The organism is Marinitoga sp. 1135, from assembly GCF_013363245.1.
GTDB lineage: Bacteria > Thermotogota > Thermotogae > Petrotogales > Petrotogaceae > Marinitoga > Marinitoga piezophila.
This window is the reverse complement of sequence record NZ_LBEZ01000018.1, coordinates 20,336-46,557: the sequence shown is the minus strand read 5'-3', so window position 1 is coordinate 46,557 and position 26,222 is coordinate 20,336. Positions and strand designations below refer to the sequence as shown.

At 30.0% G+C, this 26,222-nt stretch carries 28 protein-coding genes and 4 tRNA genes; 13 read left to right on the top strand and 19 right to left on the bottom strand.

Annotated features, from left to right (window positions below; all coding sequences use genetic code 11):
* Positions 1–58: 58 nt before the first annotated feature.
* Genes XO10_RS07745 through XO10_RS07700 form a run of 10 tightly spaced genes read right to left on the bottom strand, consistent with a single transcriptional unit; the run spans position 59 to position 6,861 of the window.
* Complete coding sequence (locus tag XO10_RS07745; protein WP_014297021.1) at positions 59–1,333, bottom strand: HEAT repeat domain-containing protein; 1,275 nt, start codon at positions 1,331–1,333, stop codon at positions 59–61.
* A gap of 1 nt (position 1,334) precedes the next feature.
* Positions 1,335–1,775, bottom strand: coding sequence for a type II secretion system protein (locus XO10_RS07740; RefSeq protein ID WP_014297020.1), 441 nt, complete (start codon positions 1,773–1,775; stop codon positions 1,335–1,337).
* Positions 1,772–2,314, bottom strand: coding sequence for a hypothetical protein (locus XO10_RS07735; RefSeq protein WP_014297019.1), 543 nt, complete (start codon positions 2,312–2,314; stop codon positions 1,772–1,774). The genes XO10_RS07740 and XO10_RS07735 overlap by 4 nt, the downstream gene beginning before the upstream one ends.
* Positions 2,314–2,556, bottom strand: a complete 243-nt coding sequence (locus tag XO10_RS07730; protein WP_014297018.1) for a DNA-directed RNA polymerase subunit omega — start codon at positions 2,554–2,556, stop codon at positions 2,314–2,316. The genes XO10_RS07735 and XO10_RS07730 overlap by 1 nt, the downstream gene beginning before the upstream one ends.
* 2 nt (positions 2,557–2,558) lie before the next feature.
* Positions 2,559–3,182 (bottom strand): guanylate kinase, encoded by a 624-nt coding sequence (gmk, locus tag XO10_RS07725; RefSeq protein WP_014297017.1) that lies wholly within the window; start codon positions 3,180–3,182, stop codon positions 2,559–2,561.
* Positions 3,179–3,472: a DUF370 domain-containing protein gene (locus tag XO10_RS07720; protein ID WP_014297016.1), complete on the bottom strand. Its 294-nt coding sequence runs from the start codon at positions 3,470–3,472 to the stop codon at positions 3,179–3,181. Before XO10_RS07720 ends, gmk begins: the two co-directional genes overlap by 4 nt.
* 29 nt (positions 3,473–3,501) lie before the next feature.
* The gene (locus XO10_RS07715) at positions 3,502–4,377 is read right to left on the bottom strand and encodes a YicC/YloC family endoribonuclease (RefSeq protein WP_014297015.1); all 876 of its coding nucleotides are present in this window, start codon (positions 4,375–4,377) and stop codon (positions 3,502–3,504) included.
* A 52-nt stretch (positions 4,378–4,429) separates the two neighbouring features.
* Complete coding sequence (locus tag XO10_RS07710) at positions 4,430–5,764, bottom strand: cell wall metabolism sensor histidine kinase WalK (RefSeq protein ID WP_175418449.1); 1,335 nt, start codon at positions 5,762–5,764, stop codon at positions 4,430–4,432.
* Positions 5,739–6,401 carry a response regulator transcription factor gene (locus XO10_RS07705; RefSeq protein ID WP_014297013.1) on the bottom strand — a complete coding sequence of 221 codons (663 nt, stop codon included), beginning with the start codon at positions 6,399–6,401 and terminating at the stop codon, positions 5,739–5,741. Before XO10_RS07705 ends, XO10_RS07710 begins: the two co-directional genes overlap by 26 nt.
* 10 nt (positions 6,402–6,411) lie before the next feature.
* Positions 6,412–6,861, bottom strand: a complete 450-nt coding sequence (locus XO10_RS07700; RefSeq protein WP_175421368.1) for a hypothetical protein — start codon at positions 6,859–6,861, stop codon at positions 6,412–6,414.
* 120 nt (positions 6,862–6,981) lie between these two features.
* Between XO10_RS07700 and hslV the strand changes: the two genes are divergently transcribed.
* From hslV to ispE, 3 genes are read left to right on the top strand one after another with little or no spacing between them, the layout of a single operon-like run.
* A complete protein-coding gene (hslV, locus tag XO10_RS07695; protein ID WP_014297011.1) occupies positions 6,982–7,515 on the top strand; it encodes an ATP-dependent protease subunit HslV in 534 nt (177 codons plus the stop codon).
* Positions 7,512–8,096: an NUDIX domain-containing protein gene (locus XO10_RS07690; protein WP_175418448.1), complete on the top strand. Its 585-nt coding sequence runs from the start codon at positions 7,512–7,514 to the stop codon at positions 8,094–8,096. Before hslV ends, XO10_RS07690 begins: the two co-directional genes overlap by 4 nt.
* A complete protein-coding gene (gene ispE / locus XO10_RS07685; protein WP_014297009.1) occupies positions 8,096–8,863 on the top strand; it encodes a 4-(cytidine 5'-diphospho)-2-C-methyl-D-erythritol kinase in 768 nt (255 codons plus the stop codon). Before XO10_RS07690 ends, ispE begins: the two co-directional genes overlap by 1 nt.
* A gap of 10 nt (positions 8,864–8,873) precedes the next feature.
* Here ispE and XO10_RS07680 read toward each other — a convergent pair whose 3' ends face one another.
* A complete protein-coding gene (locus tag XO10_RS07680; protein ID WP_014297008.1) occupies positions 8,874–9,404 on the bottom strand; it encodes a GNAT family N-acetyltransferase in 531 nt (176 codons plus the stop codon).
* Between the two features lie 879 nt (positions 9,405–10,283).
* Between XO10_RS07680 and mnmE the strand changes: the two genes are divergently transcribed.
* The 9 genes from mnmE (at position 10,284) to XO10_RS07635 (ending at position 14,492) form a co-directional block, all read left to right on the top strand.
* A complete protein-coding gene (gene mnmE / locus XO10_RS07675) occupies positions 10,284–11,627 on the top strand; it encodes a tRNA uridine-5-carboxymethylaminomethyl(34) synthesis GTPase MnmE (RefSeq protein WP_175421367.1) in 1,344 nt (447 codons plus the stop codon).
* An 11-nt stretch (positions 11,628–11,638) separates the two neighbouring features.
* Entirely contained in the window at positions 11,639–12,346 is a 708-nt protein-coding gene (locus XO10_RS07670; protein ID WP_175421366.1) for a hypothetical protein, read from the top strand.
* Positions 12,347–12,438: 92 nt separating this feature from the next.
* Positions 12,439–12,514: transfer RNA gene (locus XO10_RS07665), tRNA-Pro, on the top strand.
* A gap of 20 nt (positions 12,515–12,534) precedes the next feature.
* Positions 12,535–12,610: transfer RNA gene (locus XO10_RS07660), tRNA-Gly, on the top strand.
* Positions 12,611–12,687, top strand: a tRNA-Arg gene (locus XO10_RS07655).
* Between the two features lie 20 nt (positions 12,688–12,707).
* Positions 12,708–12,782, top strand: a tRNA-His gene (locus XO10_RS07650).
* A 253-nt stretch (positions 12,783–13,035) separates the two neighbouring features.
* Entirely contained in the window at positions 13,036–13,620 is a 585-nt protein-coding gene (locus XO10_RS07645) for a CPBP family intramembrane glutamic endopeptidase (RefSeq protein ID WP_175421365.1), read from the top strand.
* A gap of 99 nt (positions 13,621–13,719) precedes the next feature.
* Positions 13,720–14,337, top strand: a complete 618-nt coding sequence (locus XO10_RS07640) for a hypothetical protein (RefSeq protein WP_014297004.1) — start codon at positions 13,720–13,722, stop codon at positions 14,335–14,337.
* An 11-nt stretch (positions 14,338–14,348) separates the two neighbouring features.
* Positions 14,349–14,492: a hypothetical protein gene (locus XO10_RS07635; RefSeq protein WP_014297003.1), complete on the top strand. Its 144-nt coding sequence runs from the start codon at positions 14,349–14,351 to the stop codon at positions 14,490–14,492.
* A gap of 63 nt (positions 14,493–14,555) precedes the next feature.
* On the opposite strand, the gene oraE is transcribed toward XO10_RS07635, so the two are convergent.
* From oraE to lon, 7 genes are all read right to left on the bottom strand, one after another.
* Entirely contained in the window at positions 14,556–16,751 is a 2,196-nt protein-coding gene (oraE, locus tag XO10_RS07630) for a D-ornithine 4,5-aminomutase subunit OraE (protein WP_041639013.1), read from the bottom strand.
* Positions 16,751–17,122 carry an ornithine aminomutase subunit alpha gene (locus XO10_RS07625; protein ID WP_014297001.1) on the bottom strand — a complete coding sequence of 124 codons (372 nt, stop codon included), beginning with the start codon at positions 17,120–17,122 and terminating at the stop codon, positions 16,751–16,753. The genes oraE and XO10_RS07625 overlap by 1 nt, the downstream gene beginning before the upstream one ends.
* Positions 17,122–18,534 (bottom strand): 2-amino-4-oxopentanoate thiolase subunit OrtB, encoded by a 1,413-nt coding sequence (gene ortB / locus XO10_RS07620; protein WP_014297000.1) that lies wholly within the window; start codon positions 18,532–18,534, stop codon positions 17,122–17,124. Before ortB ends, XO10_RS07625 begins: the two co-directional genes overlap by 1 nt.
* Positions 18,531–18,836 (bottom strand): 2-amino-4-oxopentanoate thiolase subunit OrtA, encoded by a 306-nt coding sequence (gene ortA / locus XO10_RS07615; RefSeq protein ID WP_014296999.1) that lies wholly within the window; start codon positions 18,834–18,836, stop codon positions 18,531–18,533. Before ortA ends, ortB begins: the two co-directional genes overlap by 4 nt.
* A 20-nt stretch (positions 18,837–18,856) precedes the next feature.
* Positions 18,857–19,870: a 2,4-diaminopentanoate dehydrogenase gene (gene ord / locus XO10_RS07610; protein ID WP_014296998.1), complete on the bottom strand. Its 1,014-nt coding sequence runs from the start codon at positions 19,868–19,870 to the stop codon at positions 18,857–18,859.
* 241 nt (positions 19,871–20,111) lie between these two features.
* Positions 20,112–20,690, bottom strand: a complete 579-nt coding sequence (gene yihA, locus XO10_RS07605) for a ribosome biogenesis GTP-binding protein YihA/YsxC (RefSeq protein WP_014296997.1) — start codon at positions 20,688–20,690, stop codon at positions 20,112–20,114.
* Between the two features lie 2 nt (positions 20,691–20,692).
* Positions 20,693–23,053: an endopeptidase La gene (gene lon / locus XO10_RS07600; protein ID WP_175421364.1), complete on the bottom strand. Its 2,361-nt coding sequence runs from the start codon at positions 23,051–23,053 to the stop codon at positions 20,693–20,695.
* A gap of 199 nt (positions 23,054–23,252) precedes the next feature.
* Here lon and XO10_RS07595 point away from each other — a divergent pair, with 199 nt between their 5' ends.
* Positions 23,253–23,987 (top strand): WecB/TagA/CpsF family glycosyltransferase, encoded by a 735-nt coding sequence (locus XO10_RS07595; RefSeq protein ID WP_041639012.1) that lies wholly within the window; start codon positions 23,253–23,255, stop codon positions 23,985–23,987.
* A gap of 35 nt (positions 23,988–24,022) precedes the next feature.
* On the opposite strand, the gene XO10_RS07590 is transcribed toward XO10_RS07595, so the two are convergent.
* Positions 24,023–26,110, bottom strand: coding sequence for a methyl-accepting chemotaxis protein (locus XO10_RS07590; RefSeq protein ID WP_175421363.1), 2,088 nt, complete (start codon positions 26,108–26,110; stop codon positions 24,023–24,025).
* Positions 26,111–26,222: the final 112 nt, after the last annotated feature.

The following is a 26,222-nucleotide window of genomic DNA, read 5'->3' as shown; positions in this document are numbered from 1 at the left end:
AAGAAATTCATAGAAAGGTATTTTTTTCCCGCAGGAAATACATTTATTTGGAAATATCTCATTCAAGAACACTTGGAACAACCTCTGGATTTAATTTTAAAAGTGTTGTTAATGCTGCTAATTTTAAAGCACCATTTTCATTTTCATCTTTTAAAATATTATATGGTGTTTCCCAGAAATTGTTTGCTTTTAATATTTTTAATATATTTATGGCATTTTTCCTTAAATTAACTGGATATGATTTATTTTCTGCGATTTTAGAAACTTCCATTAAAAATTGTTCTGCCTTTAATTTTCTTATTATTTGCAATGCATAACCTTTTCTCTTTACTGAAAGTGATTCTAAAAACTCTGGAATTTTATCAAGTAATGTATAATCAAGAAAATGTAAAAGATAACTTACCGCACCGCTCAAAAATTCATCTTCTACGGTATCCAATATTTCCCTTGCATAATCTACATAATTCATATCATCCTTATCTGCTGCAAGTTTAAATCCAAAATTCTTAATTTTAGGAATTTCTGATTTTATAAATTCGTCTATTACCCAATCTTCTACTATATCATTTCCGCATATTTTCTTACCTTTATTAACCAATTCATATAATAAATCTATATCTTTTTCTTCTTCAATATTCTTTGTAAAGAAATTCTTCGATATTTCACACGGCAATGCAGACATATATTTTATTATCAATAATTTTATCTCTTTTGATGCATTTAAATACGCCTCACCTAATGCATTATATACAGTAACAGAGTCATTCGCTTCAAAAAATCGTTTTAACAATAACTTTTTTAATGTCATGGATATTTCTTCTGATAATAGGCTATCGTTTATTGAATCGCTATAATCCAACAATACTTTTATTTGCGCATTAGGTTCATCTTTAAAATAAGGTTTTATTTTTTCTATATCTTCTGGATAGAACTCTATAAATGAATTAACCAATTGAAATCTAACCTTGAAATCCGGATCTTTTGAAAGAGGATATATTTTTTCAAAGTTCTCACATCCAAGAGCTAAATATAATTTTACACTTTCTTTTCTTATTACCGGAGAAATATCTGTAAACAATTCTTCTAATAAGTCGCATCTTAATTTCCCCATTTTTTCCAGATATTTTAACGCAGAAAGACGTACATTTGCATTATGGTCTTTTAACATTTCCTCTATATGAGTTACTTCAACCTTTTGTTTAGAAAGTTCCTGTATTGATTTTGCTTTAACTGTGGAAACCTTTGATTCAAGCAATTCAAGATATGTTCTCATGTTTTCAATTCTTATTTTTTCCTGTAATAATTTGTATGCCTCAATTATTGGATTTGCCATTTTACCACTCCTCAGAATATATATTTAATTCATAATTATCAAATCTAAATTTCATTATTTTGTTTTGATAGTTTAAATCTGACATATTTACACTTCTATATAAATAATCTCTCGTTTTTTGACCGGCTTCATTGATATACACCACACTTAAATCATTTCCATATTTTTCTATTATTACTGGTTTATCTTCATTATTTAAAAATATCATTTGTTTAGTAAGACTGTATTCTTTAAATTCTATTGTTTCAGGTTTTATATCGTATTTTAATAATTTAAACAATGATAAAATTGAATTTTCTGCATTAAGTCTTTTAAAATCTTTATATAAAATCTCTTTATACATAACAATTGTCCTTGCACTAATTGCAAGGACAATTGCTGATATTATTGATAGTATCATCAAAGATATTACACTTTCAAGAAGAATATATCCTTTTTTCATTGTATTGGCTCCGAAAAATATATTGAAAAATCCTTTCTTCCATTTAAAAATCTAAATTCAAGTTTTAAATCATCTATGAAATCTTCTGGTGGTGGAACTATATAAGTTATCTTAAAAAACATATAATCGCTTAAATTAGTGGAATATGTTTCCTGTGAAAGCGGATAACCAAACCCTGCTTTTAAACTTATATTTTCCATATTTAATTTCAATCCTGAATATAAAAGATAAATACTTCTATTTTCTGTTGCATCTTTTGTAATTCTATCATTAAACCATGCAACACCAAAATTTATATTACTGGTATCGCTTATTTTAAGAATAGAAGTACTTACATCTATTAATGTTATAAAAGATAATTCCGGCTCATTTACATATGAAATATCTGTTAAAAATTCAAAGTTATTTTCGTCTAATCCCAGACGCAATCCCATATTCCAATTATCTTTCCCTGTTAATATAGACATACCTATATCAAAATTAATAGCACTTGCTATAAATGCAATGATTAAAAAAGTAAATAGTAAAGTTTTTTTCACTATTTCACCTCTGGTTTTAAGTCAGAAAGTCTATCTTTGTTTTTTAATCTTACATGTCCTTTCTCAATTTCTTTAAAAGCTATGGTAACAAGGTTATTGTCAGAAGTCTCTACAAGTGGTTTTGATGTCGCATCAAAACCTTCATCTTTTAATATCTGTACTCTTTTTGCAACCATAATTGGCACAACATATTTGAACCCAACTTTTTCCATTATTTTATCATAGTTAAAATCCATTGACATACTCATTCCTCCTCAAATTTAAAGAATGAATAATTACCAAGATGTTCGGTAACCCTTTCAGTCTTTATTTGTTCAGCTATAAATATTGAAATTAATTGGTTGATTGATTCGTTTAAATCCTCATTTACTATTAGATAATCAAATTCATTTATTTTAGATAATTCCCATTTTGCATCTTCAAGACGTCTTTTAAGATCTTCCATCTTTTCTGTTCCTCGATTTAAAAGACGCTTTTTTAATTCAGAATATGATGGTGGTGCAATAAATATAAGAACTGTTTCTTTTCTCATTTGTTTTACCACATTTAATGCACCCTGAACATCAATATCCAGGACTATACTGAAACCTTCATTGATTTTTTCTTTTATAAAACTTTTTGATGTTCCATATTTATGACCATGCACTTCGGCATATTCAAGAAATTCGTTATTTTTTACCATTTCATCAAATGTTTTTTCATCTACAAAGAAATAATCCTTTCCATTTACTTCGCCAGGACGAGGTTTTCTTGTTGTATATGAAATGGAAAAAGTAAATCCCTTAAGTCTTTTCATTGCTTCTTTTATAATTGAAGATTTACCTACTCCACTTGGCCCACTAACGACATAAAGTATTCCTTTTGTCATTTAGAATAAACCTCTCTCCTGATTTTTTCAAGAGCACTTTCAACATCATAAAAATTCTGCATAAATCTTCCACTAATTGTTTCAGGTTGTATAGCACTTAATATGATATGGTTACTATCAGTAATTACAATAGCTCTTGTTTTTCTTCCATATGTTGCGTCAATTAATTTTCCTTCTTCTTTTGCAATATCCTTTAATCTTTTTAATGGTGAAGATTCTGGGTTAACAATAGCGATAACTCTATCACCAATTACAACATTACCAAAACCAATATTAATTAATCCGTACATACACACACCTCCGAATATTTTGTTTTATATCAATGTATATTTTGAACCTGCTCTTTTATCTTATTTACATATAGCCTTCCATCAAGCGAAAAAGCTGTAATTTCTTTTAATTTTGATTTAGAAGCTATTGTATTAAATTCTCTATGCATTTCCTGGGCAAGAAAATCAAGATTCTGGCCTATTGATTCTTTTTCAGAATTTACAACTTCCTTAAATTTCTTGGTATGCATTTTTAATCTATCGATTTCTTCTGTAATATCTCCTCTTTCAAGAATTAAGGCTATTTCATATTCCAATCTTTCTTTATTGTATTCAATATTTAAATCCAGGTCTTTTAATGATTCTTTTAATTTATTTTTATAATATTCCTTCATTTCTCCACTTTTTTCTTCTATTAATGTAGTTAATTTTTCTATTTCTTCTACATATTCAAGAATAACCCCTTTAATCTTTTCACCTTCAGACTCCTGAACACTTATAACCTTATCTATAGCAATATTAACAGCCTCTTCAAGACCTTCCCATATTACCAATAATTCTTCTTCATCAATTGAATACCTCATTATTTCTTTAAATTTTACCAGTAAATCAAGAGATGGACTATCACTAAGGTGGAGATATTGTGCAAGTTCATTTAATGCATCGTAGTAAGATTTTGCTAATGGTTTATCTATTTTTATAATACTTTTGGGTTGAAGAAGTCTAATATCAATATATACACTTAATGATCCTCTTTTAAAATTCTTTTTTAGAAGATCATTTACTTTTAATTCCAGTGAAGAATATATCCAGGGGAGATTTGTTTTAATATTTAGATGCTTTCCATTTAAAGATTTTATTTCAACAGTATAACTATAATTACCTATATTTTTCTCTATTCTTCCATAACCTGTCATACTTCTCATATTTTCACCTCTTAATATCATTATACAACAAAAAAATAAAAAAACAAAATTTTCAAGAAAATTTAATCTTAAATGAACTTCCTTTACCCAGAATGCTGTTAACCTCTATTTTTAATCCTAATTTTTCACTTAATTTCTTTGCTATTGATAATCCAAGCCCAAATCCTTTACCTGTTCTTGATTTTTCAGATTTATAAAATCTCTCAAAAATCCTATTAATCTCATCTTCAGGAATTCCAGGCCCTTCATCTATAATTTCAATTGTAGAATTATACATTTTTATATATACATTGTTTTTATTATTTTGCTTTGTGTATTTTATAGCATTTTCAAGAATAACTTTTATTATAATTCCAAGGTAATTACTATTTGTCTTTACATATAAATCCTTTAATTCATAATGTATATTTATATCCTCGTTTTTATATATATTTATAATCTTTTCTACTACATCCTTTACATTTAATTCTTCAAAAACTATATCTTCTTCATTTTTAGTAAGCAATAATAAATTTTCAACCATATCTTTTAAATACTCTGCAGAGTTTTTTATATTTTCAAGTGATTCCTCAAAAATTTGTTTATCCTCTTTTCCCCAACGTTCTATTAATTTTATATATCCAATAATAGATGTAAGCGGCGTTCTTAATTCATGAGATACATCAGATACAAACTGTTTCTGCAACTTATAACCTTCATCTATTTTTTCAAGCATTAAATTAATATTCTGAGTCAACTTGTCAAATTCATAATAATTTTGCTCTGGCATTCGTTTATTTAAATTTTCAACATTAATCTCCGCTATTTCTTCAGAAATAATCAATAACGGTTTAAGAGAACGTTTAGCAAAGTAATACGATACTAATAGCGATATTAAAATACTCAAAAAACTTAAATTAAGCGCCATAGAATTAAATGTTTTCAATAATGCTGTATATTCAAGGGATGGCCCACCTATAATCAAATCTGAATTATCAAAAATTTTTGTTTTTATAAAAATATAATAGATATCATCTTTTTCATATACAGCATATTTTTCTTTCATATTAAATAATTTTTCATCTACTATTCCATATGGGTCATTTACAATAATGCCATCCAGGATAACAACCTTATTAGCCAACAAGCTTGCTTTCAATCTTTCAGCATCCTTTAAAAGCGAAGGTCTTGACATCATTCTTCCCATAAAGTGTTGAGGCGTGTCTGAAAAACGTTCAACCTGCTGTTTTAAATAAATGGCATAAGTTTTCACAGATGATTTTTCAACAAAATATCGAAGAGAAAATATGATAGCAAGTAAAACCACTATCATAATTCCTGTATATATAAATGTAAGGCTCCAGACCACACTTTTTTTATTATCAATCCTCTTTAAATACGTAACCAACACCTCGTACTGTCTTTATTTTTTTTCCTTCTTTTCCAAGCTTTTTTCTTAAATAATTAATATATACCTCTACCAGATTTATATTTTCAAGATCATCATATCCCCATATTTCTTCAAGTAATTTTTCTTTTGATATTACCACATTTTTATTCTGCATAAAATACTTTAATAGATTGAATTCAGTAAGTGTTAAGTTTACAACTTTTTCATTAACCTTCACTTCCATTTTTTCAAGATCCATTTCTATATTCCCAACCTTCATACTTTCATGTTTTCCCAGCCTTCTTAATAATGCTTCTATTCGTGCAACCAGCTCTTCTATTTCAAAAGGCTTTACCATGTAATCATCTGCACCTGTTTTTAATCCTTCAATTTTCGAAGGCAGATCGCTTTTTGCAGTTAGCATAATTATTCCAACATTATGATCATAATTTCTAATTGAGTCAGCAACTTCAATACCATCTATTTCAGGAAGCATTAAATCAAGTATAATAACATCGGGCTTGAATTCCTCGTACTTTTCAAGCCCCTCTTTTCCTGTAAAAGCAACTTCTACAATATATCCTTCATGTTTCAATTCAAGTTCTAACAACCTTGAAATACTTTTATCGTCTTCAACTACAAGAATTTTATACATTAATTACACCTCAATACGTAAAACCAACAAAAATATCCTTTAATGTTGTTGATATAATCACATTTCCATTGAGCCCTTCTACAAAAAATCTAATTCCATATTTTGTGGAATATTCCAGATCAGAAGTAATAGGTTGTTCAATAAACATTGAAGCTTCTCTTTTTCCAAAGGTATAAATCACAGAAAATTCTGTTTTATATTTCAATGTATTAATTGAAGTTGCAAAATCAAATGTACCATTTAAATCAAAAAGATTGTATTTTATAAAAGGTACAAAAAAACCTGAAGCAAATCCATATTTTATTTCAGATGGACTTTTAAAAGACAAAATTCCTTCCATTCTTCCATCCAAATCCCTTAATGTTGGAAACACAACAGACATGTTAAAAACAGTTTTTGCTGAAAATGCCACGTTAAATATTAATACTGTCATAGCCAAAAATAAAAATACTTTTTTCATAATCTTTACCCCTCCTGTGATATAATTTGTATTGTTGATTAATAAAATTATAAGCAAAATTCTTTACGAATTAATTAAAAATGAGTATATTAATAAATAATAGAAAAATGAGGTGAAAGTATGGAATTTAGAGGAACAACTATTGTAGGAGTAAAAAAAGACGGAAAAACAGTAATTGCTGGAGACGGACAAATAACTCTTGGAAATACTATATTTAAAGGAACTGCAAGAAAAGTTAGAAGATTGGGTGAAGGAAAGGTTGTTGCCGGGTTTGCAGGTTCTGTTGCAGATGCATTAGCTTTATTTGAACGTTTTGAAGCAAAATACAGAGCAAACGCTGGAAATCTTTTAAAAGCTGCCGTTGAATTATCAAAAGATTGGAGAACTGATAAAATTCTAAGAAAATTAGAAGCTATGTTACTCGTTGCTGATAAAAACTATCTTTTATTAATTTCTGGAAATGGTGAAGTAATTGAACCAGAAGAAAACGTTATGGCTATAGGTTCAGGAGGACCATATGCACTTGCAGCAGCTAAAGCTTTACTTAAAAATTCCGATCTCGATGCAGAAAAAATCGCTACAGAAGCATTAAAAATTGCCGGTGAAATATGTATTTACACCAATCAAAACATCACTGTGGAGGTTGTGGAATGAAAGAAAAAGTCTGGGTTATAGATAATGAAGTCCTAAACGATATTGAATTTGATAACAGTTTTGCAGTAGTTGAACAAACCATTCTTGAAAAAATCTTTAAAAATGCATACTTTATAGATAGAGATATAGCTGAAAATGATGAATCGAAAAAACAAATTATTCCATATGTTGTTTTAAAAAATGAAAATAATGAAATACTTGTTGTAAAAAGAACAAAAAAACAAACAGAAAAAAGATTGCATAATTTATATAGTGTGGGAATTGGCGGTCATATAAATCCCGTTGATGAATCTGAAAACCCTGAACAAACATTTTATAACGGCCTTAATAGGGAATTAGATGAAGAAACAGATATTGAAAAGATCAAATCATTAAAATACGTGGGATTAATACTTGATGATACCACATCAGTTTCAAGAGTTCACCTTGGAATATTGTTCATTGCATATATAACAAAAGCTGAAATAAAAGAAAAAGAAAATTTTGAAGAAACCTGGATATCAGAAAAGGAATTAAAGAATTTTGATGGAAATTTTGAAGGTTGGTCTGAAATAGCATTAAAAGCTTTAGAGGTGATCTAATGCTATTTAAAGCATATGCCAAGGTTAATCTCTATCTTGATGTTGTTAATAAACGATCAGATGGATATCATGATATACTCACATTATTCCAGACAATTCCAATATATGATGAAATTGAAATAGAATTTTCAGAAAAAGAAGAATTTCACTCAGAACCAGAATTGAATTTTCCCTGGGAAAAGAATATTATAAAAAAGGCTATTGATACATTTAAAAAACTCACAGGATATAAATTTAATCTCAAAATTCAATTGCAAAAAAAACTTCCTCAAGGTGGCGGAATTGGTGGTGGAAGTGCTGATGCTGCAGCTGTATTAAAATTTTTAAAAGAACATTATAATATTTCTGATAAAGACATTATTGAAATCGGTACGAAAATTGGTGGTGATGTTCCATTTTTAATATTTGGTGGAACAGCAATTGCTGAAGGTATCGGGGATAAACTTACATTTCTTAATCCATTAAACCTTAATTTTGAATTTAATTTTCCAGGAATACATGTTTCAACACCGGAAATGTATGGTGAAATAGACAATAACTGGAATGAATTACAAAGATATGGAGATCCATACAAGCTTTATGAAGCATTAAAAGAAAAAAATTTTATGTTAGCCAGAGAAAATGCGTTTAATATCTTTGAACAGGTTGTATTTAAAAAATATCCTGAACTAAAAAAAATAAAATATGATATGTCAAAAAAATCTGTATTTTCTTTAATGAGCGGCTCTGGAAGCACTATATTCGCAATAAATAAGGCGCAACCTTAAAGGTAGCGCCTTATTTATTCCATTCTTTCCTCAATATCCCCATTATTACTTCATCGTGATATTTTCCTTCTCTAAAAATTTGTTCTCTTAGTATTCCTTCAACTTTAAATCCAACTTTTTCATATGATTTTATCGCTCTTTGATTAAAACTAAAAACATGCAACTTCACTTTATTTATATTCATTTCTTTAAAAACAAAATCAACAAGCAACTTCATAGCTTCTGTTCCGTATCCCTTATTAAAAAAAGGTTTCCCTATAAAAATTCCGACAGTAGCTACAGAATTTTTCCAATCTATTTCATTTACCCCACAACCACCTATATATTCTCCGGTTTTCTTTAATTCAATAGCAAAATCATACTTTCCTCCACCAAAAGGATTGAGTTTTTCATACCACTTTTCTTCATCTTCCATTCTAAAAGGATAAGGAATCCCCGGCATTAAATTCTTTCTAACTTCTTCATCATTAATATATTCAAGAACCTTTTCTAAATCATTTTTTGAATAAGCTCTTAATTTCACTAATTTCCCTTCTAACATAATTCCACCCCCATATTTCGTTAAGCTAATTATATCAAAAATTCTTTTTTCTGTCAATAATATAGATTTACTGAAATTAAAGTAAAAAAATATTTATTAGGAAACTTTATAAAAACATTTACTCTTGGAGCTCGATACTAATCCTCAAAAATTCTTGTTCCCACCGGTTGTTGCAGACTCACATCCATGTTCGTCCTTTTGTGTTGTTGATTGAGAAAAATAAAAACTCCCTCAAACAACTTGGTTGCTAATCCTCGAAAATCACTCATTCCCGGCTGTCGCTTAGATTCTGCATCCCTGCAGAAGCTGCGCTCAAAAAAACATCCTGTTTTTTTGACAGCCTCCATTCGTGATTTTCTCGGGCAACCTGCGAGTTTTCGTTCGTTTTTATTTTTCTCAATCATAGTTGTTTCTCTTCGGAATTTTCAAGTTTTCGCTCATATTATTATTTCTATTTTCTTATTTCTTATTATATTTTATTATATAAGTTAAACATAAAAAACACGAGTAAAAAGGTGAATGAAGGCTTGAAATTTCCCGAACGGAGATATTGCGTGAGCCGTAAAAATCACACGGATGTGATTTTTAGCGAAGCAGCGCAGGAGGCGATGTCTGAGCGGCGGCGGCAAGCAATATTGGAGTGAGGAATAAGAAATTTCACCGCCTGAATGAACCTTTTTAGGAGTGTTTTTTATAGAACAAAGATCAGAAATTCTTGTCGTCTGAGAGAATATTATTTTTCTACTTTTAAAATAACTTTAATATAAAAGATGATTTAATTTCAGTAAATCTATATTTACAATAAAAAATTATAATATTAAAAAAAGAAACTACATTAATATGATATAATAAATCAGAAATTTTTCAAGGAGTGGTTATATGATTTTTGATACTATTGCTGCAATTTCTTCGCCTCCAGGAACTGGAGCAATTTCAGTAATAAGACTATCTGGTGATAAAGTTATTAAAGTTATTAAAGAACTATTTAATATGGAAAATCCAAAACCCAAATATATGTATTATAGTTTTCTAAAACAAAATAATGAATTAATTGATGAAGTAACGTGGGTATATCATAAGGGACCAAAAAGCTACACAGGCGAAGATATGCTCGAAATATTTGGACATGGTGGTATTCTCCTTACAAAAAAAATATTAAATATAATCTTATCTTTAGGTGTAAGAGAAGCCTTGCCTGGCGAATTCTCTAAACGTGCTGTAATGAACAAAAAAATGGATCTTATAAAAGCTGAAGCTATAAATGAAATGATACACGCTAACTCAGAATATTCCTTAAAAGCTGCAGCAAGTCAAATAGACGGAAAGCTTTCAAAAGATATAAAAGAATTAAAAAGCGTCTTATACAATATTGCGGCAAGAATTGAAGTTGAAATGGATTATCCTGATGATTTTGAAGTTGACAACTTTGAATTTTTGGATTCCCTTAATTCTGTAAAAGAAAAACTCAATTATCTATATGAAAATGCTGATAACGGAATTGCAGCAGTTGAAGGAATTAAAATGGCTATTGTTGGAAAACCAAATGCTGGAAAATCCACACTTTTAAATGCACTTTTAAGAAAAGATAGAGCTATAGTGACTGATATTCCTGGAACAACCAGAGATACTATAGAAGAAAATTTAAACATTCGAGGTATATATATAAAAGTAATTGATACAGCAGGAATTAGAGAAACAGGAGATATTGTAGAAAAAATAGGCGTAGAACGTTCGTTAAAAGCTATTGAGGAATCAAAAATGATATTATTTGTTCTTGATAATTCCACTGGAATTGAAGATTATGATCTTGAAATCTTTGAAAAAATAAAAAAATATACAGACAAAAAAATTGTAATTGTAATAAATAAATCAGATATAAAAAATACCGATAAAATTGATATCCCATGGAAGGAATATAAAATAGTGAAAATTTCCGCTGCAAATGGTGAAATCCAGGAATTAGAAAATCTTATTTATAACGAATTAAAAGATGTGGTAATTACAAAAGAGTATACCCTCACTAACGAAAGACAAAAAAACGCTGTTAAAAAAGCTATCGATTCTATTGAAAATGCTCTAAATGGTATTCATTTAGGTCTTACCAATGATGCTATAATGTTTGATGTAAGAAAATCTATCGAATCTTTAAATGAATTAACAGGCGAAGATTATACAGAAACACTTCTTGATAATATTTTTGGAAATTTCTGTGTAGGAAAATAGGAGGTATGAAAATGAATTATAGTATTTTAGCAATATTATTTGGATTAACACCATTATTGCAATATTTTATTAAAGGATGGCCTTTTTTTGGTGTTTCATTAATACTTTTTATAATATTCTATAGAATATTAAAACTTCAGGGAAAACAGGTATTTTCCTTTTTAGCAGGAACAATTATAGCAGCAGAAGCTATTGCATTGTTATTTGGATTTACTAACTTATTTATACTTGCTTATTTAATAACAGTAGCTATTATATTTCTTGTTGCAGCAAATGATGAGAAAAAAATTGATATTTTAAAAGAATATTTATCAGAAAGCGGTGAAAATGAAAAAGATTGGAATTTCTATCATTTATTTTTTGGTCGTGGTGAAGTTTCTTCAATAGAAGAAATTGGAAAGTTATTAGGAAGCATTTTAGGTATAAAAGATGGAAAAATCGCTTTTTCTGTTCAAATGCCAAATGGCGATTATTATAAACGCATTATAAATAAATCAGATATAAAAAGTTATAATCTATATGACATAAAAAGCAATCAAGAATTATACTACGTAAAAATACGTGATTTATTTATGCCGAACAGAAGGCTCAGAACCCTTCATAAACCGCACCTTGAAACATTCTGTTTAACTATCGAAACAACAGATGGTGAGATAGTTTCCTTTTATGAAGAACCTGATGTGTTACAAAAAATTGTAAAACAGCTCGATGAGCTATAAACTTGTAAAAAACTTGAAATAATTTTTAACTTGACAGAATTTGATTTTTGTGGTATTATAATTCTCGGACGTCGAATGAAGACGGTAAGTGGCGGAGCGTAGCGCAGATGGTAGCGCGCCGGTCTTGGGAACCGGAGGTCGCTGGTTCGATCCCAGTCGCTCCGACCAGAAGGTGGCGGTTTTTCTGTGCGGCTGTAGTTCAATTGGTAGAACACTGGCCTTCCAAGCCAGGGGTTGCGAGTTCGAGTCTCGTCGGCCGCTCCAGCGCCCATAGCTCAATAGGATAGAGCATTGGATTTCTAATCCAAGGGTTGGGGGTTCGAGTCCCTCTGGGCGCGCCACCTTTTTTTATTTAGTGATGGTGGCATTAGTTCAGTGGTAGAACGCCTGACTGTGGATCAGGATGTCGTGGGTTCAAATCCCACATGCCACCCCAACAAAAAAAGACCCATTATTTGGGTCTTTTTTTGTTATTTCTATAATATTATTCTTCCATTTTTTCTTTTAATTTCTTTGCAATAAATGTTGCGATGCATCCATATTATATTGTTATTATTTAATCAGTTGATATATTAATTATAAATTTAAATATTGGAAATATAAGGTAAAATTTTTTATTTGTATTGATTTCTTTTTTTTCTTTTGATATAATTAAAAAAAATATAAAAATACTATAAATGTGAAAATTTATGATAAATAATATGGAAAATCAGTCATTTAGAATAAAAATAATAATATTTTTTCACATTATTGCTATAGCTTACGTTGGAATCACTTCTACTATTTCATATTTTTGGGCTATAATGTTTCTTTTATATCTTATAGCGGTTTATATTGAAATAAAAGGCGATGAAACGTTAAAATTCTATTTTAAATTTAATAATTTTACTATTATATTTAAAGATAAATTGCTTTTATTTATATTGATATTTTATCTTTTCGGAATATATATAAAGATTAAAAATTTTGATTTTAATGCTTTTTTTTCAATAGATTTAATGAGTATAACCTGGGCACCTATATATGAAGAAATATTATATAGATTAATAGTGATAAGTTTTTTGGAAATTATATTTAAAAATAATAAGTTAATTTGTTTTATTTCAGCATTTATTTTTGCTGTCGTTCATGAACAATATACATTGTTAGATGGGAAATCATTTGTCTTTATCTCTGCAATAATTTATTATTATTCATTTAAAAAGTCTAAATCAATATATTCACCTATGCTTTATCACTTTCTCAACAATTTTGTAAAAGGACTTTATAATTAATAAAAATTAATTTCTGGCGCCAGATAAAAATATAAAAATCAGGAGGGATTGTATGAATAAACGTATTTTTGGTAATCTTTGTACGGAAGTGTTTTTTTTGTGAAAAAATTAATAATTGTGTTGGTTTCATTTATGTTTATATTATTTTTTGCTTCTTGTATAACAAATAATGAAATTGATGAAATGAAGAGAATAGATGAAATTTCAAATAGATATAATTTAAAAACTATAAAAAAAGATGAAATTCCAAAAAACATTATACCGATTAAAGTAGAAAATTCTTTTGAATTGGAATATTTGCTTAAAGAAATTTCAAAAACAAATTTGAATAAAAGTAATGTTAGATTTGAATTGACAAATAAACTAACTACAAAAGGATATACTTCTTATTATACTGCTAAATTTTCAAAAAAAATAACTAAGAATAATCTTAATATCGCAAATATATATTTTAATGTAATGGCAGACTTAAAAATTTTTAAAGATGGTTCATTTGGAGAAATTTTAAGTTACTCAAATGAAAGATGTTCTTTAACCGGATGGACCTTAGCAGCAAAATTAGAATATCCAAAAGCTTCTGTAGAAATAAGTTCGGATAAGCAATCCGCAACTTTGAGAGGAAGTGGAACTGTAAATTTATATTTGCTAATACAAAATTTAATAAAACTTTATTCATATGATGTAAGTGTTTCAGGAACGTATAAAATAAATTATTAGGGGGGAGTATAATGGACTTTAATTTTACAAGTTTTATAAATATTTTGAATTTGCTCTTTTCAATTGTAATATTGGTTGCGATAATAAAATTATCTTATATAGTAATGAAATTGCCATTAAAAAATGAAAATAATAAAAGAAATGATAAAAAATAGGTTGTTATTTTGAAAATTACAGAAAAAAACAACCCCTCTGCAGTGGTGCAGAGGGGTTTTATATTATTCTTCCATTTTTTCTTTTAATTTCTTTGCAATGAATGTTGCAACATGAGCTCCTTTTGTTCCTCTTCCAAATCCTGCGTCCATTCCATTTTCTTTTGCTAAATCGTCATTTAGCTGTGTTCCTCCAACTATTAATAACAATTTATCCCTTACACCTTTTTCTATTGCTAATTGATGCAATTTTTTCATGTTTTCAACATGTACATCATTATGTGTAACAATCATTGAAGCAAGTACAGCCTGTGCGCCAAATTCAATTGCAGCATCTATTAATTTTTCTGGTGGAACACTTGTTCCAAGATATTCATATTTTATACCGTATTTTTCTATACCGCCATGTTTAATATCGAGAATTTCCCTGATACCAACATTGTGTTCATCATTACCAACTGTACCAGCTACAACCTTTACCTTGTTTTTAGCAAAGAATTCAAATAATTCATCATCTGACATTACTTCTGCTTTTTTAGGCAATACAAGTTCGTCCTTCTTAATAGCAAATGGTACTTTTGCCTTTAACTCAAGATATGTTCCTTCTGTTGGGTGAAGAACTGTTTTTGCAATAACCTGTGCGTCTTCAAGTCCCATTCTCTTACAGATTTCAAGAGCGGCTGCTTCTGCATATTCTGGTGATTCAGGAATTGTCATATCAAGCTGAATGTAACCGTCATAACTCCATTCTACTTCTGGTTTGATTAAGTTATTTTCTCTGTATTCCCTTATTTTTTCAAGTCTCTTATATACATTATCCTCTTCATCAAGTTCGTCTATGTATTGAATCTTATCAGGATTACATAATGTACATCCACCAATTAAGTCACATGGCTTTTCAAGACCTTCTGGAAGGTTGTTATAACCAAAGTGGTGACATACAGGTGCCATGTAGTCTTTGTCTCTTGGAACAACAGAACCTGCTCCAATTCCTCCATCTTTCTTTCTTACAATACCATCGCCCATTCTTTCTGGATATTCGCCATTGTCAACGAACATTCCATTTTCAACAGCTTCAAAGTATCCGCCCATTTCAATTATTTCTTCGAGCATTAATATAGCTCTCATCTTTAATTCTCTAACTTTGTCTCTTACATTATCCCAGTTAATCTGAACCATTTCTTTAATGCCGTCTAAAGCAATTAATGTGTGTTTTGCAGTTTCTACGCCACGGATAGAGTTAATGTGCCATGGAACGTTTCTTCCTTCATCTGGTGTAATTGTTGATTGTATATCTGCCTTTGTTAATCTGGAAATTAATGTATCCAATACGTGTATTCTTGTTGCGTCAAAGAGGTCGGATTCTATATATCTTGTATTCATTTGTGCCCTGAATTTATAATCTTTGAATAATTCCCTTATTGTTATTGCATATACGAAGTTTAATCTAAATTCTGGTGTTGGTGAAACTATTGGTGGAACTGTGGATAAAGCGATATTTTCTTTTTTCATTCCAGCCTTTACTGAGTATAATGAGTTAATTGCATGTTGTACCAACAATTCTGGCATAACCTTCCATGCAAATTTTGCTGATGCATTTGCATTGTGAGCTCCGTCAATTTGAAGCATATCAACCGATGCCATAATCTTTTTTGCAACAGCAGCATCAACAAATGATCTGATCATATTAATGCCTCTGTATAATACGTTGTATTGTGGATCCTGATGAGCTCCGTTTACACCTTCTTCAGCAAATAATACAGCAACTTCCGGACCTGCAACACCAGAAACATAACTGTGGAAGTTTATAGGTCTTCCAACTTCTTCTTCTATTAAGTCAAGAGCCTTTCTTGAAGCTCTTAATTGTTTTCTCGTAATTGGTATACCACCAATACCTTCTGGTGTTCCTTCAATTAAACCGTCCATATGACTTTGACCTAATGTTCTAATAACCATAATATGGTCTGCACCATGCCATGCAGCCATTCTCATTCTTCTTATATCTTCTTCAAATCTACCTGAAGCAATTTCTGATGTAATTACTTCCTGTGGTTGTGGATCAATATTGTTGAAATAATGTGCTGCTGGCAATGCAACGAAGTTTTTTAGAGGTTCGCTTACTTCATAATATTCAAATTCTCCTATTTTTGTTCTTGGAGGTAATTTTTTTCTCCATGTCCAGCCTTTTCTTTTAGGTCTGTATTTATCTAAATCCTTTAATATTTCTTCTACGTTTAATTTTTTGTTAGGCTCTAATTTCATCATTTATCGCCTCCATGAATAAAAATTCTATCCACATCGTCCCAGTATTTTCCTGCAATTAAGTCTCTTCCTGCCTGTATATAATCAATATTATGTTCTTTGGCTATTGTATATACAATATTTCCAGCACCTTTGCCAAGTATATTCTTTTCAAAGAATTTATCAACTAATGCTTTTGCTTCCATACTGTTAAAACCCATTCTCAATAATACAGATCTTTCAACAGATGGTGATGTATGTGTTGAAGCTAATTCAATTAGAGGATCTACTACTTTTTCAACAAGATCCCAGAAATATTTATCTAATTCCTCATCGGACATATTCATTAAATGTTTTGCTCTTTCTTCAAAATCTGATTTTCTTGGTTCCATTAGCTCAATACCTCCTTAATAAGGTTTTTCACTTCTTCTGTAGAAATCCTCAAATCTTCTGCAATAAATTCAATTTCCTTTTCTGTAAATTCTGTTTTTCCAAATCTCTTTTTTAATTCTTTTATATATGATTTTCTCATTTTTTCTATTGGATATTTTATTACCTTTAATTTTGATGGATGATCAGGCAATACTATGTTTTTACCTGGTTTATCCTCTTCAATTGGATCTCCAAATTTTATTTCAATACCATTTTCCTTTGCAAATGTAAGCTGTGCTGAAGGCAATTTACCTGCACCTGTATATTCTGTTTCGTTTACAACAATTATCTGGTCTTCTTCCATTTCCATTGCCAATGCAAATGCAGCAGCTAATGATGTGTTCCCGGCAGGTCCTCTCTGCATACCTTCTATATTTGCAAGCATTTCTGTAATATAGAAGACTTCACCCTGAGTTACAAGCACATATTCATCCATATATCTCAAAGGTCTTGCGGCATTTCTTGGAACATCTGATCTATCCGGAAATGTTGCAAATGGTATTCCAAATCCTGTATGACCTGTTGTAAATGATTTTTTGTTAAAGTCTGTATCTGATGCCATATGCAATCCATGAAGATCCACACTGGCACCTATAATTTTTGTATTAACAGCACCAGCTTTTTTCAATCCTCTGGCTGTTCCTGTTACATTACCACCACCAGCATGAGTAATAACAACAGCATCAGGATACTTTCCAAATTGATTCATTGATTGTTCTGCTATTTCATATCCCAATGTTTCAACACCAGCTATACCAAATGGTGTATAAAGTGAAGCATTAAAATACCCCGTTTCTTCAAGGAGAACGAGGAAATAGTAAAAGAGTTCGGGTCCAACACTTAATTGCACAACTTCTGCACCATATGCTTCACATGCTCTTGCTTTTTCAAGGATTTCTGGTTGTCCAATTCCTCTGCTGTCAAAACATTCTTGAACAATTATTGATTTTAATCCTCTTTTTGAAGCCTGAGATGCAACTGCTGCACCATAATTACCGCTTGTAGCAGCCATTACTCCTTTGTATCCCATAACTTTTGCTCTGTATGCACTAACAGATGCTCTTCTGTCTTTAAACGAGCCTGATGGATTTGTTGCTTCATCCTTTACAAATATTCTTGCACCTTTTCCTTTAGGAGCTATTTGTTTTATTAATTTATTTATATTCTTTAATTCTACAAGAGGTGTGTTTCCAACACCTGTTTCAAGCTGTATTTTTCTTATTTCTTCAATTGAATATCCAGCATCTTTCATCATTGCTTCATAATCAAAGGCTATTCCCTCTATTTCGTATTTTGTATAATCTACTCCTACTGATTGTTTCATTATTTCATTTTTTCTTGCCATTACTGCATCATAACTCATATCTCTCATTGCTGATCACCTTCGATCATATTTCTTAATTGCTTTCCCACTTCTAAAAGTTCTTTTACAGGTTTTCCAAAGTTGTGTTTATATTCAGGATATATTTCTTCCAATTTCCCTTCAACTTCTCTTCCAACTGGCGTTTCTATCTTTACAATATCTCCAATATTAGCTTCATCATTTAACAGAAAACCTTTTATTCTAATTTCCAGAGGAACACGTTTTGTGTCCTCTGGAAGATTAGCAGCTCTTTGCTGTGGATTTAATCCTACAAAATATATTTGAACCCAATCGCCTTTTCTGGCTATCATTGTATCAACTCCTTATGAGCTTATATTGTAAGATCACCTATTAATGATCTTGGAACTGGTAAATCTGCCATTGATAATAATCCTGATTCTGCTTCAATTACTGAAGGAATCATATTTGTAGCAACAGCAATTGTTCCTTTTCCACCAGGTATTTCTGGTTTTATTGCTAAGTTAAGGTTAGGATCTCCTATAATTTCAATATAATCTCCTGTATCTACATTTTCCAATTCAGGTCTTACCTGTTGTGGATGTTTTAATTCAATAACGAGTTTATCTCCCATATATGCTCTTGCAACATGATTACATCCTGCAACCATTCCTGGTTCAACCTTTACATATTTTGTTTCCCTTAAAACATTTGAAATTATTGGTTCTCTTGTCTGTTCAATTTTGTCTATATTCCAACCTAAGGCGTCTGCAATCATATAAATTGATTGTTCAAAACCAATATGTCCTACGATTTTTCCTGATTTTAAACCTTCTTCGAATTCTTCAACTGTTGTTCCAACACCCTGAGTTTCCATAACTGTTGGACCAAATGGTGATAAATCATTAATTCTTGCAGCCTTTATTTGTTCAACATTTAATGCTGCACCTGACAATGCAAGAATTAATGTATCAAGAACAAAACCAGGATTTATACCTGTTCCTAAAACAGAAACTCCATATCTTCTTGCAAGACTATCCATTTCTTCTGCTTCTTCTGGATGTGTATAGAATGGATATGCCATTTCTTCTGCAATTGTAATTACATTAATATGTCTTTTTACAGCAGTTATGATATGTTCTTTCACAACTTTAACAAATGAGTTTGTAGCAATTACAACTAAATCTGGATTTGTTTCATCTAACATTTTTTCTGGTGTGTCATAAACAGGTATATTGATATTTCCAATTCCCAATAATTCTCCTACATCTTTTCCAACATATCTTGTGTCATGAACACCTACCAATTCCAATTCATACTTTGATAAAATATTTTTTGCAATTCCGCTACCCATAGCGCCAAATCCCCATAAAGCTACTCTATACATGTTTTAGGCCTCCCTTTAAAATTTTTATGAATAATTTCTCAACAAAACCTTTACATATTAATTTTATGAAATTTCTTTCATATAGTCAAATTCGCATACTCAAACATACTCACTCATACTCAAGCATACTCTATATTTTTACTAATGATAGAATTTATTCAATAAATTTGACGATTTTTAAGCAAATTTGGAAATATGTACTATAAAATAAAGAAATCTCTCGAAAATTCGAGAGATTTCTTTATTTTAAAAACTTTATTATTTCATTTTTTAGCTGTCCAATACCTTCTCCTGTTTTGGATGAAACAGGGAAGTATATATAATCCCCATATTTTGACAAATGGGATTTTATAAGGTTTAACTGTTTTACTCTTTCGTTTTTCTTTAATTTATCCAGTTTTGTTAAAACAATCATAAATGGAATTTCGAGTTCCTTTAACCATTGTATCATTTCTATATCTTTTTTTTGCGGTTCATGTCTATGATCAATTAGAAGGAATACCATTTGTAATGAATATCTGTTTTTAAAGTAATCCTCCATTAAATCTGCCCATTTTTTCTTTTCGGATTTTGAAACGTTAGCAAATCCATATCCCGGTAAATCTACAAGATAGCCTTTATTATCAACATTATAGAAATTTATGGATCTTGTTTTACCAGGATTGGAACTGATTTTTGCAATTTTAATTCCAAATAATTTATTTAATAAACTGGATTTTCCAACATTTGAACGTCCGGCAAAGGCTATTTCCGCATTTAATATTGGTGGATAATCACCTTTCGTATAGGCTGTTTTTACCAGCTCAATTTTTTTAAACATTCCTATCCCTCCATTAAGGCTATTTTTAACACCTCATTTATATTCTCCACTTTATAAACTTTGAGTTTTTCTAATATTTCTTCTGGAATTTTTTCCAGATCCTTTTCATTATGCTTTGGAATTATTATGTTTGTAATTCCACTTCTATATGCAGATAAAAGTTTTTCTTTTATTCCTCCAACTGGTAATACTTTTCCCATTAAGGTAATTTCACCTGTCATGGCAACATCATTTCTAATAGGTATATTTAGAATAGAGGATATTATAGAAGTTGTTAAAGTTACCCCGGCTGATGGACCGTCTTTTGGAACTGCTCCTTCTGGAACATGTATATGAAAATCACATTTCTCAAATTTTTCCAATAAACTTTCATCTTTTTTTTCTATGATTTTTTTAGACAACGTCAAAGCTATTTGTGCAGATTCTTTCATTACATCTCCAAGTTTTCCTGTTATTATTAACTTTCCCTTCCCTGATGTAATTAATGTTTCTACCTGTAAAATTTCTCCTCCATATGCTGTCCATGCCATACCTGTTGCTACACCAACTTCTGGTTTTTCAAGTTTATCTGATCTGAAATATGGAGGTGTTCCCAATAACTCTTTGACATTATTTATTTTTACATGAACACTTTTTTCACCTTCTGCTAATTTTAAGGCTACTTTTCTCATTAGTTTTGCCAATATTCTTTCAAGGGAACGAACCCCAGATTCTCTTGTGTATTCTGAAATTATTTTTTGTAAAGCACCTTTTGTTATTTTTATCTGAGTTTTTTCTATTCCATGTTCTTTAAGTAGCTTTGGAATAATATAATCTTTGGCGATATAATATTTTTCTGCATCTGTATATCCTGGAATCTGTATAATTTCCATTCTATCTCTTAAAGCACCTGGTATAGTATGTAATACATTTGCAGTTGTAATAAATATTATTTCAGAAAGATCAAAGGGTATTTCAAGATAATGATCTACAAAAGCATTATTTTGTTCCGGATCAAGTACTTCTAATAAAGCAGAAGCTGGATCTCCCTGATATGAGATTCCCATTTTGTCTATTTCATCAAGTACTATTACTGGATTTTTTACACCAAGTTTTTTTATTAATTGTATTATTCTTCCCGGCATAGCTCCAACATATGTTCTTCTGTGACCTCTAATTTCAGCTTCATCTCTCATTCCACCAAGCGAAATTCTTCCAAATTTTCTTCCCAAAGCTTCCGCTACAGATTTACCTAATGAGGTCTTTCCAACACCAGGAGCCCCAACAAAACATAATATTGGAGAACGTGGTTTTTTTGATAATTTTCTAACTGCTAAAAATTCCAAAATTCTCTCTTTTGGCTCTTTAAGGCCATAATGATTTTTGTTTAATAATTTTTCTGCTTCTTTTATGTTTAATCTATCTCTCGTTTTCTGTTCCCATGGCAATTCCAGCAACCAATCTATATATGTTCTTGAAACATTAGCTTCAGGCGAAAATGGTGACATTTTCTCTAACCTTGAGAGCTCGTATTCCGCTTTTTCTTTTACATATTCAGGTGCTTTTAATTTTTTTATCTTTTCTTTTAATAATGTAAATTCATTTTCCGCTTCACCGGTTAATTCTTCCTGTATTACTTTAAGTTTTTCTCTTAAATAAAATTCCTTCTGACCTTTTTCTATTTTCTCACGCACTTTACTTTCAATTGTTTCTTCTATTTCCAGTAATTCAACTTCCTGAGTTAAAATTTCAAGTATCATTTCAAGCCTTTTTTTAGGATGTAACTCTTCAAGAATTTCCTGTTTTTCAGTATGTTCTATTGGCAATACAGAAGCTACTAAGTCACTTATTACTTCTGGATCCTCTGTTTCTTCTATAATCATTATAGCTTCCTGTGGAAATTTCTTTGTATGACTGATATACTTTTCAAATAATGATTTTACTCTTCTAACAAGAGCTTCTAAAACCTTTGTTTTTTTATATGAAACATTTAGTGGTTTAATTTTACATTTTATTACTTCATCAAATTCTGTAAATTCCTTTATTTCTGCTCTTTTAAGTCCTTCAACAAGAACTTTATATTCTCCTTCAGGTCCCCTAATTATTTGAACAACTTTTCCTATAGTACCTATTCTATAAAAATCATCTATTGTTGGCTCTTCTAATTCTATATCTTTTTGAGAAACAAAGAACATTAAATTGTTATACTTTTCAAGCGATTCTTCCAGAGCAGCTATTGATTTTTTTCTTCCTATTATCATTGGTATTATTGAGTTTGGAAATACAACAAATTTAGCCCTGGTAGGGATCAGAGGCAGTTCTTCAGGAAATGTTTCGCTTAATGTCTTGTCTATAAATTTATCTATAGCACTTTTTTCTGCCATATGCTCAACCTCCATTATTATTGTAATTTTAACAATCCTATCAATATTTTAATCATTTATTATGGTAAAATAAAAACAGAAATGCATAAAATATTTTAACACATATTAATGTAATTTATAGGTATTATAGGTAAAGATAAAGAAAAAATAAATAGAAGCGTTTATTAAAAAACATAAAGGTGGGAATATAGTGACTCAAATGGTTCAGTTGTTTGGTCTTAGATTGTTATCGGGGAAAAAAGAAGATATGTGGAATTTTATAAAGCATAAAATGGAAACAGATGAAAAGGTCTGGATAGTGACCTTAAATGCTCTTATGTTTCTTGAATATTTCAAAAATAATGAATATAAGTATGAATTGCAAAATTCAACCATTTCTATTCCTGACGGCATAGGTGTTGTAAAATATCTTGAAAAATGGGGATATCATACAGAGCGCTGTCCAGGAATTGATACAATGCTTAAAATCTGCGAATGGCAAAAACATAACATATTTTTACTTGGTTCAGAGCCAGGGATAGCTGAAAAAGCAAAGGAAAACCTTGAAAAAAGATTTGAAAATATTTCTATTGTTGGAACACATCACGGATATTTTAAAGATAATGAAACAGAAGATATTATCGATATGATTAATAATAGTGGTGCCGAGGTTTTATTTGTTGGTATGGGTGTTCCAAAACAGGAAGAATTTATATATAAGAACTTACATAGATTAAATGTTAAATTAGCAATGGGTGTAGGCGGTAGTATAGATGTAATTTCCGGAAAGGTTTCAAGAGCTCCAAGATTTTTCCAATTATTCGGTCTTGAATGGTTATATAGAATGATAAGAGAACCAAAGAGATTTAAAAAGTTTCCAGATTTAATGTATTTTTATTTTAAAATTTATCGTTCAAAAGAGGTTCCTGTAAATTTAGAGGTTATAAATTTATAATAAAAGGGCATGCGATTTGCATGCCCTTTTATTATTTATATTTTAAATTTTTTAATAAGTTCCATCAATGATTGCGATAATTTATTACTTTCTTCTGCTGCTTCATTTACCTGTCTTGAACTTTCTGTTTGTTGTTCAATCGCGGAAACCATATGTTTTACCTGCTGAGAAATTTCATCTATAACTCCAGAAATTCTATCCATAGCAGCAGCCATTTCTTCTGTTGATGCACTCTGTTCTTCTGCTCCCGAGGATAATTCATGAACTTTCATATTTATATCTTCAACCTTTTCATGAATTGCTTTAAATTGTTCAAAAACATTTTCGGATTCAATATCAATATCTTTAATTACCTTTGCTATATCGTTCATAGCTTCATTTGCATCCTGAGCTCCTTCTTTTACTGATATAAGTATCTTTGCAATTTCTTCAGTTGCAGATTTACTCTGTTCTGCCAATTTTCTAATTTCATCTGCAACTACCGCAAATCCTTTTCCAGCCTCACCAGCTCTTGCAGCTTCTATTGCAGCATTTAATGCCAATAGATTTGTCTGTTCTGTAATTTTTGTTATTGTTTCTACAATATTTCCAATATTTTGAGCTTTTTCAGACAAAGCCTGTACTTTTTCCTGTGTAACTTTCGATTCTTCAACTGCTTTTTCTACTATTTCTACAATTTTTTCTACAGATTTTTCACCATTTTTAGCTGCTTCTGATGTTTCAGTAGCTTTAAACGCTAACTCTTCTGCACTTTGCGAAATCAAATGAGCTGAATCCGCGATTTCTTCAACACCTGATGATACTTCTTCAACAGACGCTGATGCATCATCTGTGTTACTTTCAATTATTCTGGATTGAGACTGTAAATCTTCAGAAATAGCATTTTGTTCTTCGGAAACTGAAGCCAAAGCGTCAGCTGATAAAGCCAATTTATTGGATGATTCAGATATTAATTGCATGGATTTTCTTAAATCTTTTGCCATTACTGCAAGAGAATTTGCCATCTGTGCAATTTCATCTTTTCCACTTAAAGAGAAGTCTACTGTTAAATCACCTTTACCAAAGGCCTTTATCTTTTTCATAAGGATATTTATTCTTTTTGAGATATTTGAGCTTATAATAAGTCCAAGTAATATTGAAACTATCACACCTGCAATTATCCCTGTAAGAACCATAAACAATGCTTTTTGTGATTTAGAAAGAGCATCTTCGCCTTTTTTCTCCGCTTCTGCTTTATTATATTCAACTATTTTCTTTAATACTGCTGTGGATTCTTCAAACAACGGTAAATCTACATTTAAACTTTGATATGCCATTTGATCTTTTAACTTTAAAGCCTCATCTGAAATATTATTAATTGTATCAAAAACATCAAATATTTTATCTAAATATGGCATTAAAGCATTATTATATATTTTCTGCATCATTTGTGTTTTACTACTATCCTGCTTTTTTAAAAATCTGTTTATTGTACTTGCAGTTTTTAATAATCCAGAATTGTATTTTTTCATATCTTTAAACATATCTGCAAGATAATCATTTTCTGTCTGGTAACTATCAAGCCATCTTCCAAATGGGTTTTTGTGGGGATTTAATTCTTCATTAAATGGTTCATTTTCAAGTATGGATTTCTCCAGCATCCAGGCAAAGCGATATAAATCTGCTTCATATGTTTTTATATCTAACTTTAATGATTTTGGATCCAATATTTTGGTTTCATCTAATTTTTTTGATAATGCCATGAAATTTGCATGTTCTGTTTTCCAATTTTGTAATTTCTTTTTATATTCTACCCAATATTTTTTTTCCTGATCTGTCAATTTTATCTGTTCATATTCACTAATTAATCTGTCTATTTCCTTCCATGTTTTAGAAATTTTTTCATATTCTGCTGTTCTTAATTTTTGATCAGTAAATCCCAATAAAGCCATTTCTGATCTTTCAATTTCGGTTTGCAATTGATAAATTGACATAATCTTTTGTACTTTTGGAAGATTTTCGCTTGCAATTTCAATTACAGAAGTTTTTATATCGTTTGTAGAGTATATTCCAAGAACACCAATTATAACAGAAATAATCACAATAAGGAAAAAATCAAGTAAAATACGTTGTTTTAAATTCATCATATCACCTCTTTATAAAATTTTCTTTGGTAATTAATTATACTCTTTTTAGTTTAAATTTTAAAGTGTGAAAATTAAGATTAATATTGAATTAATACTCATTTTTTACATA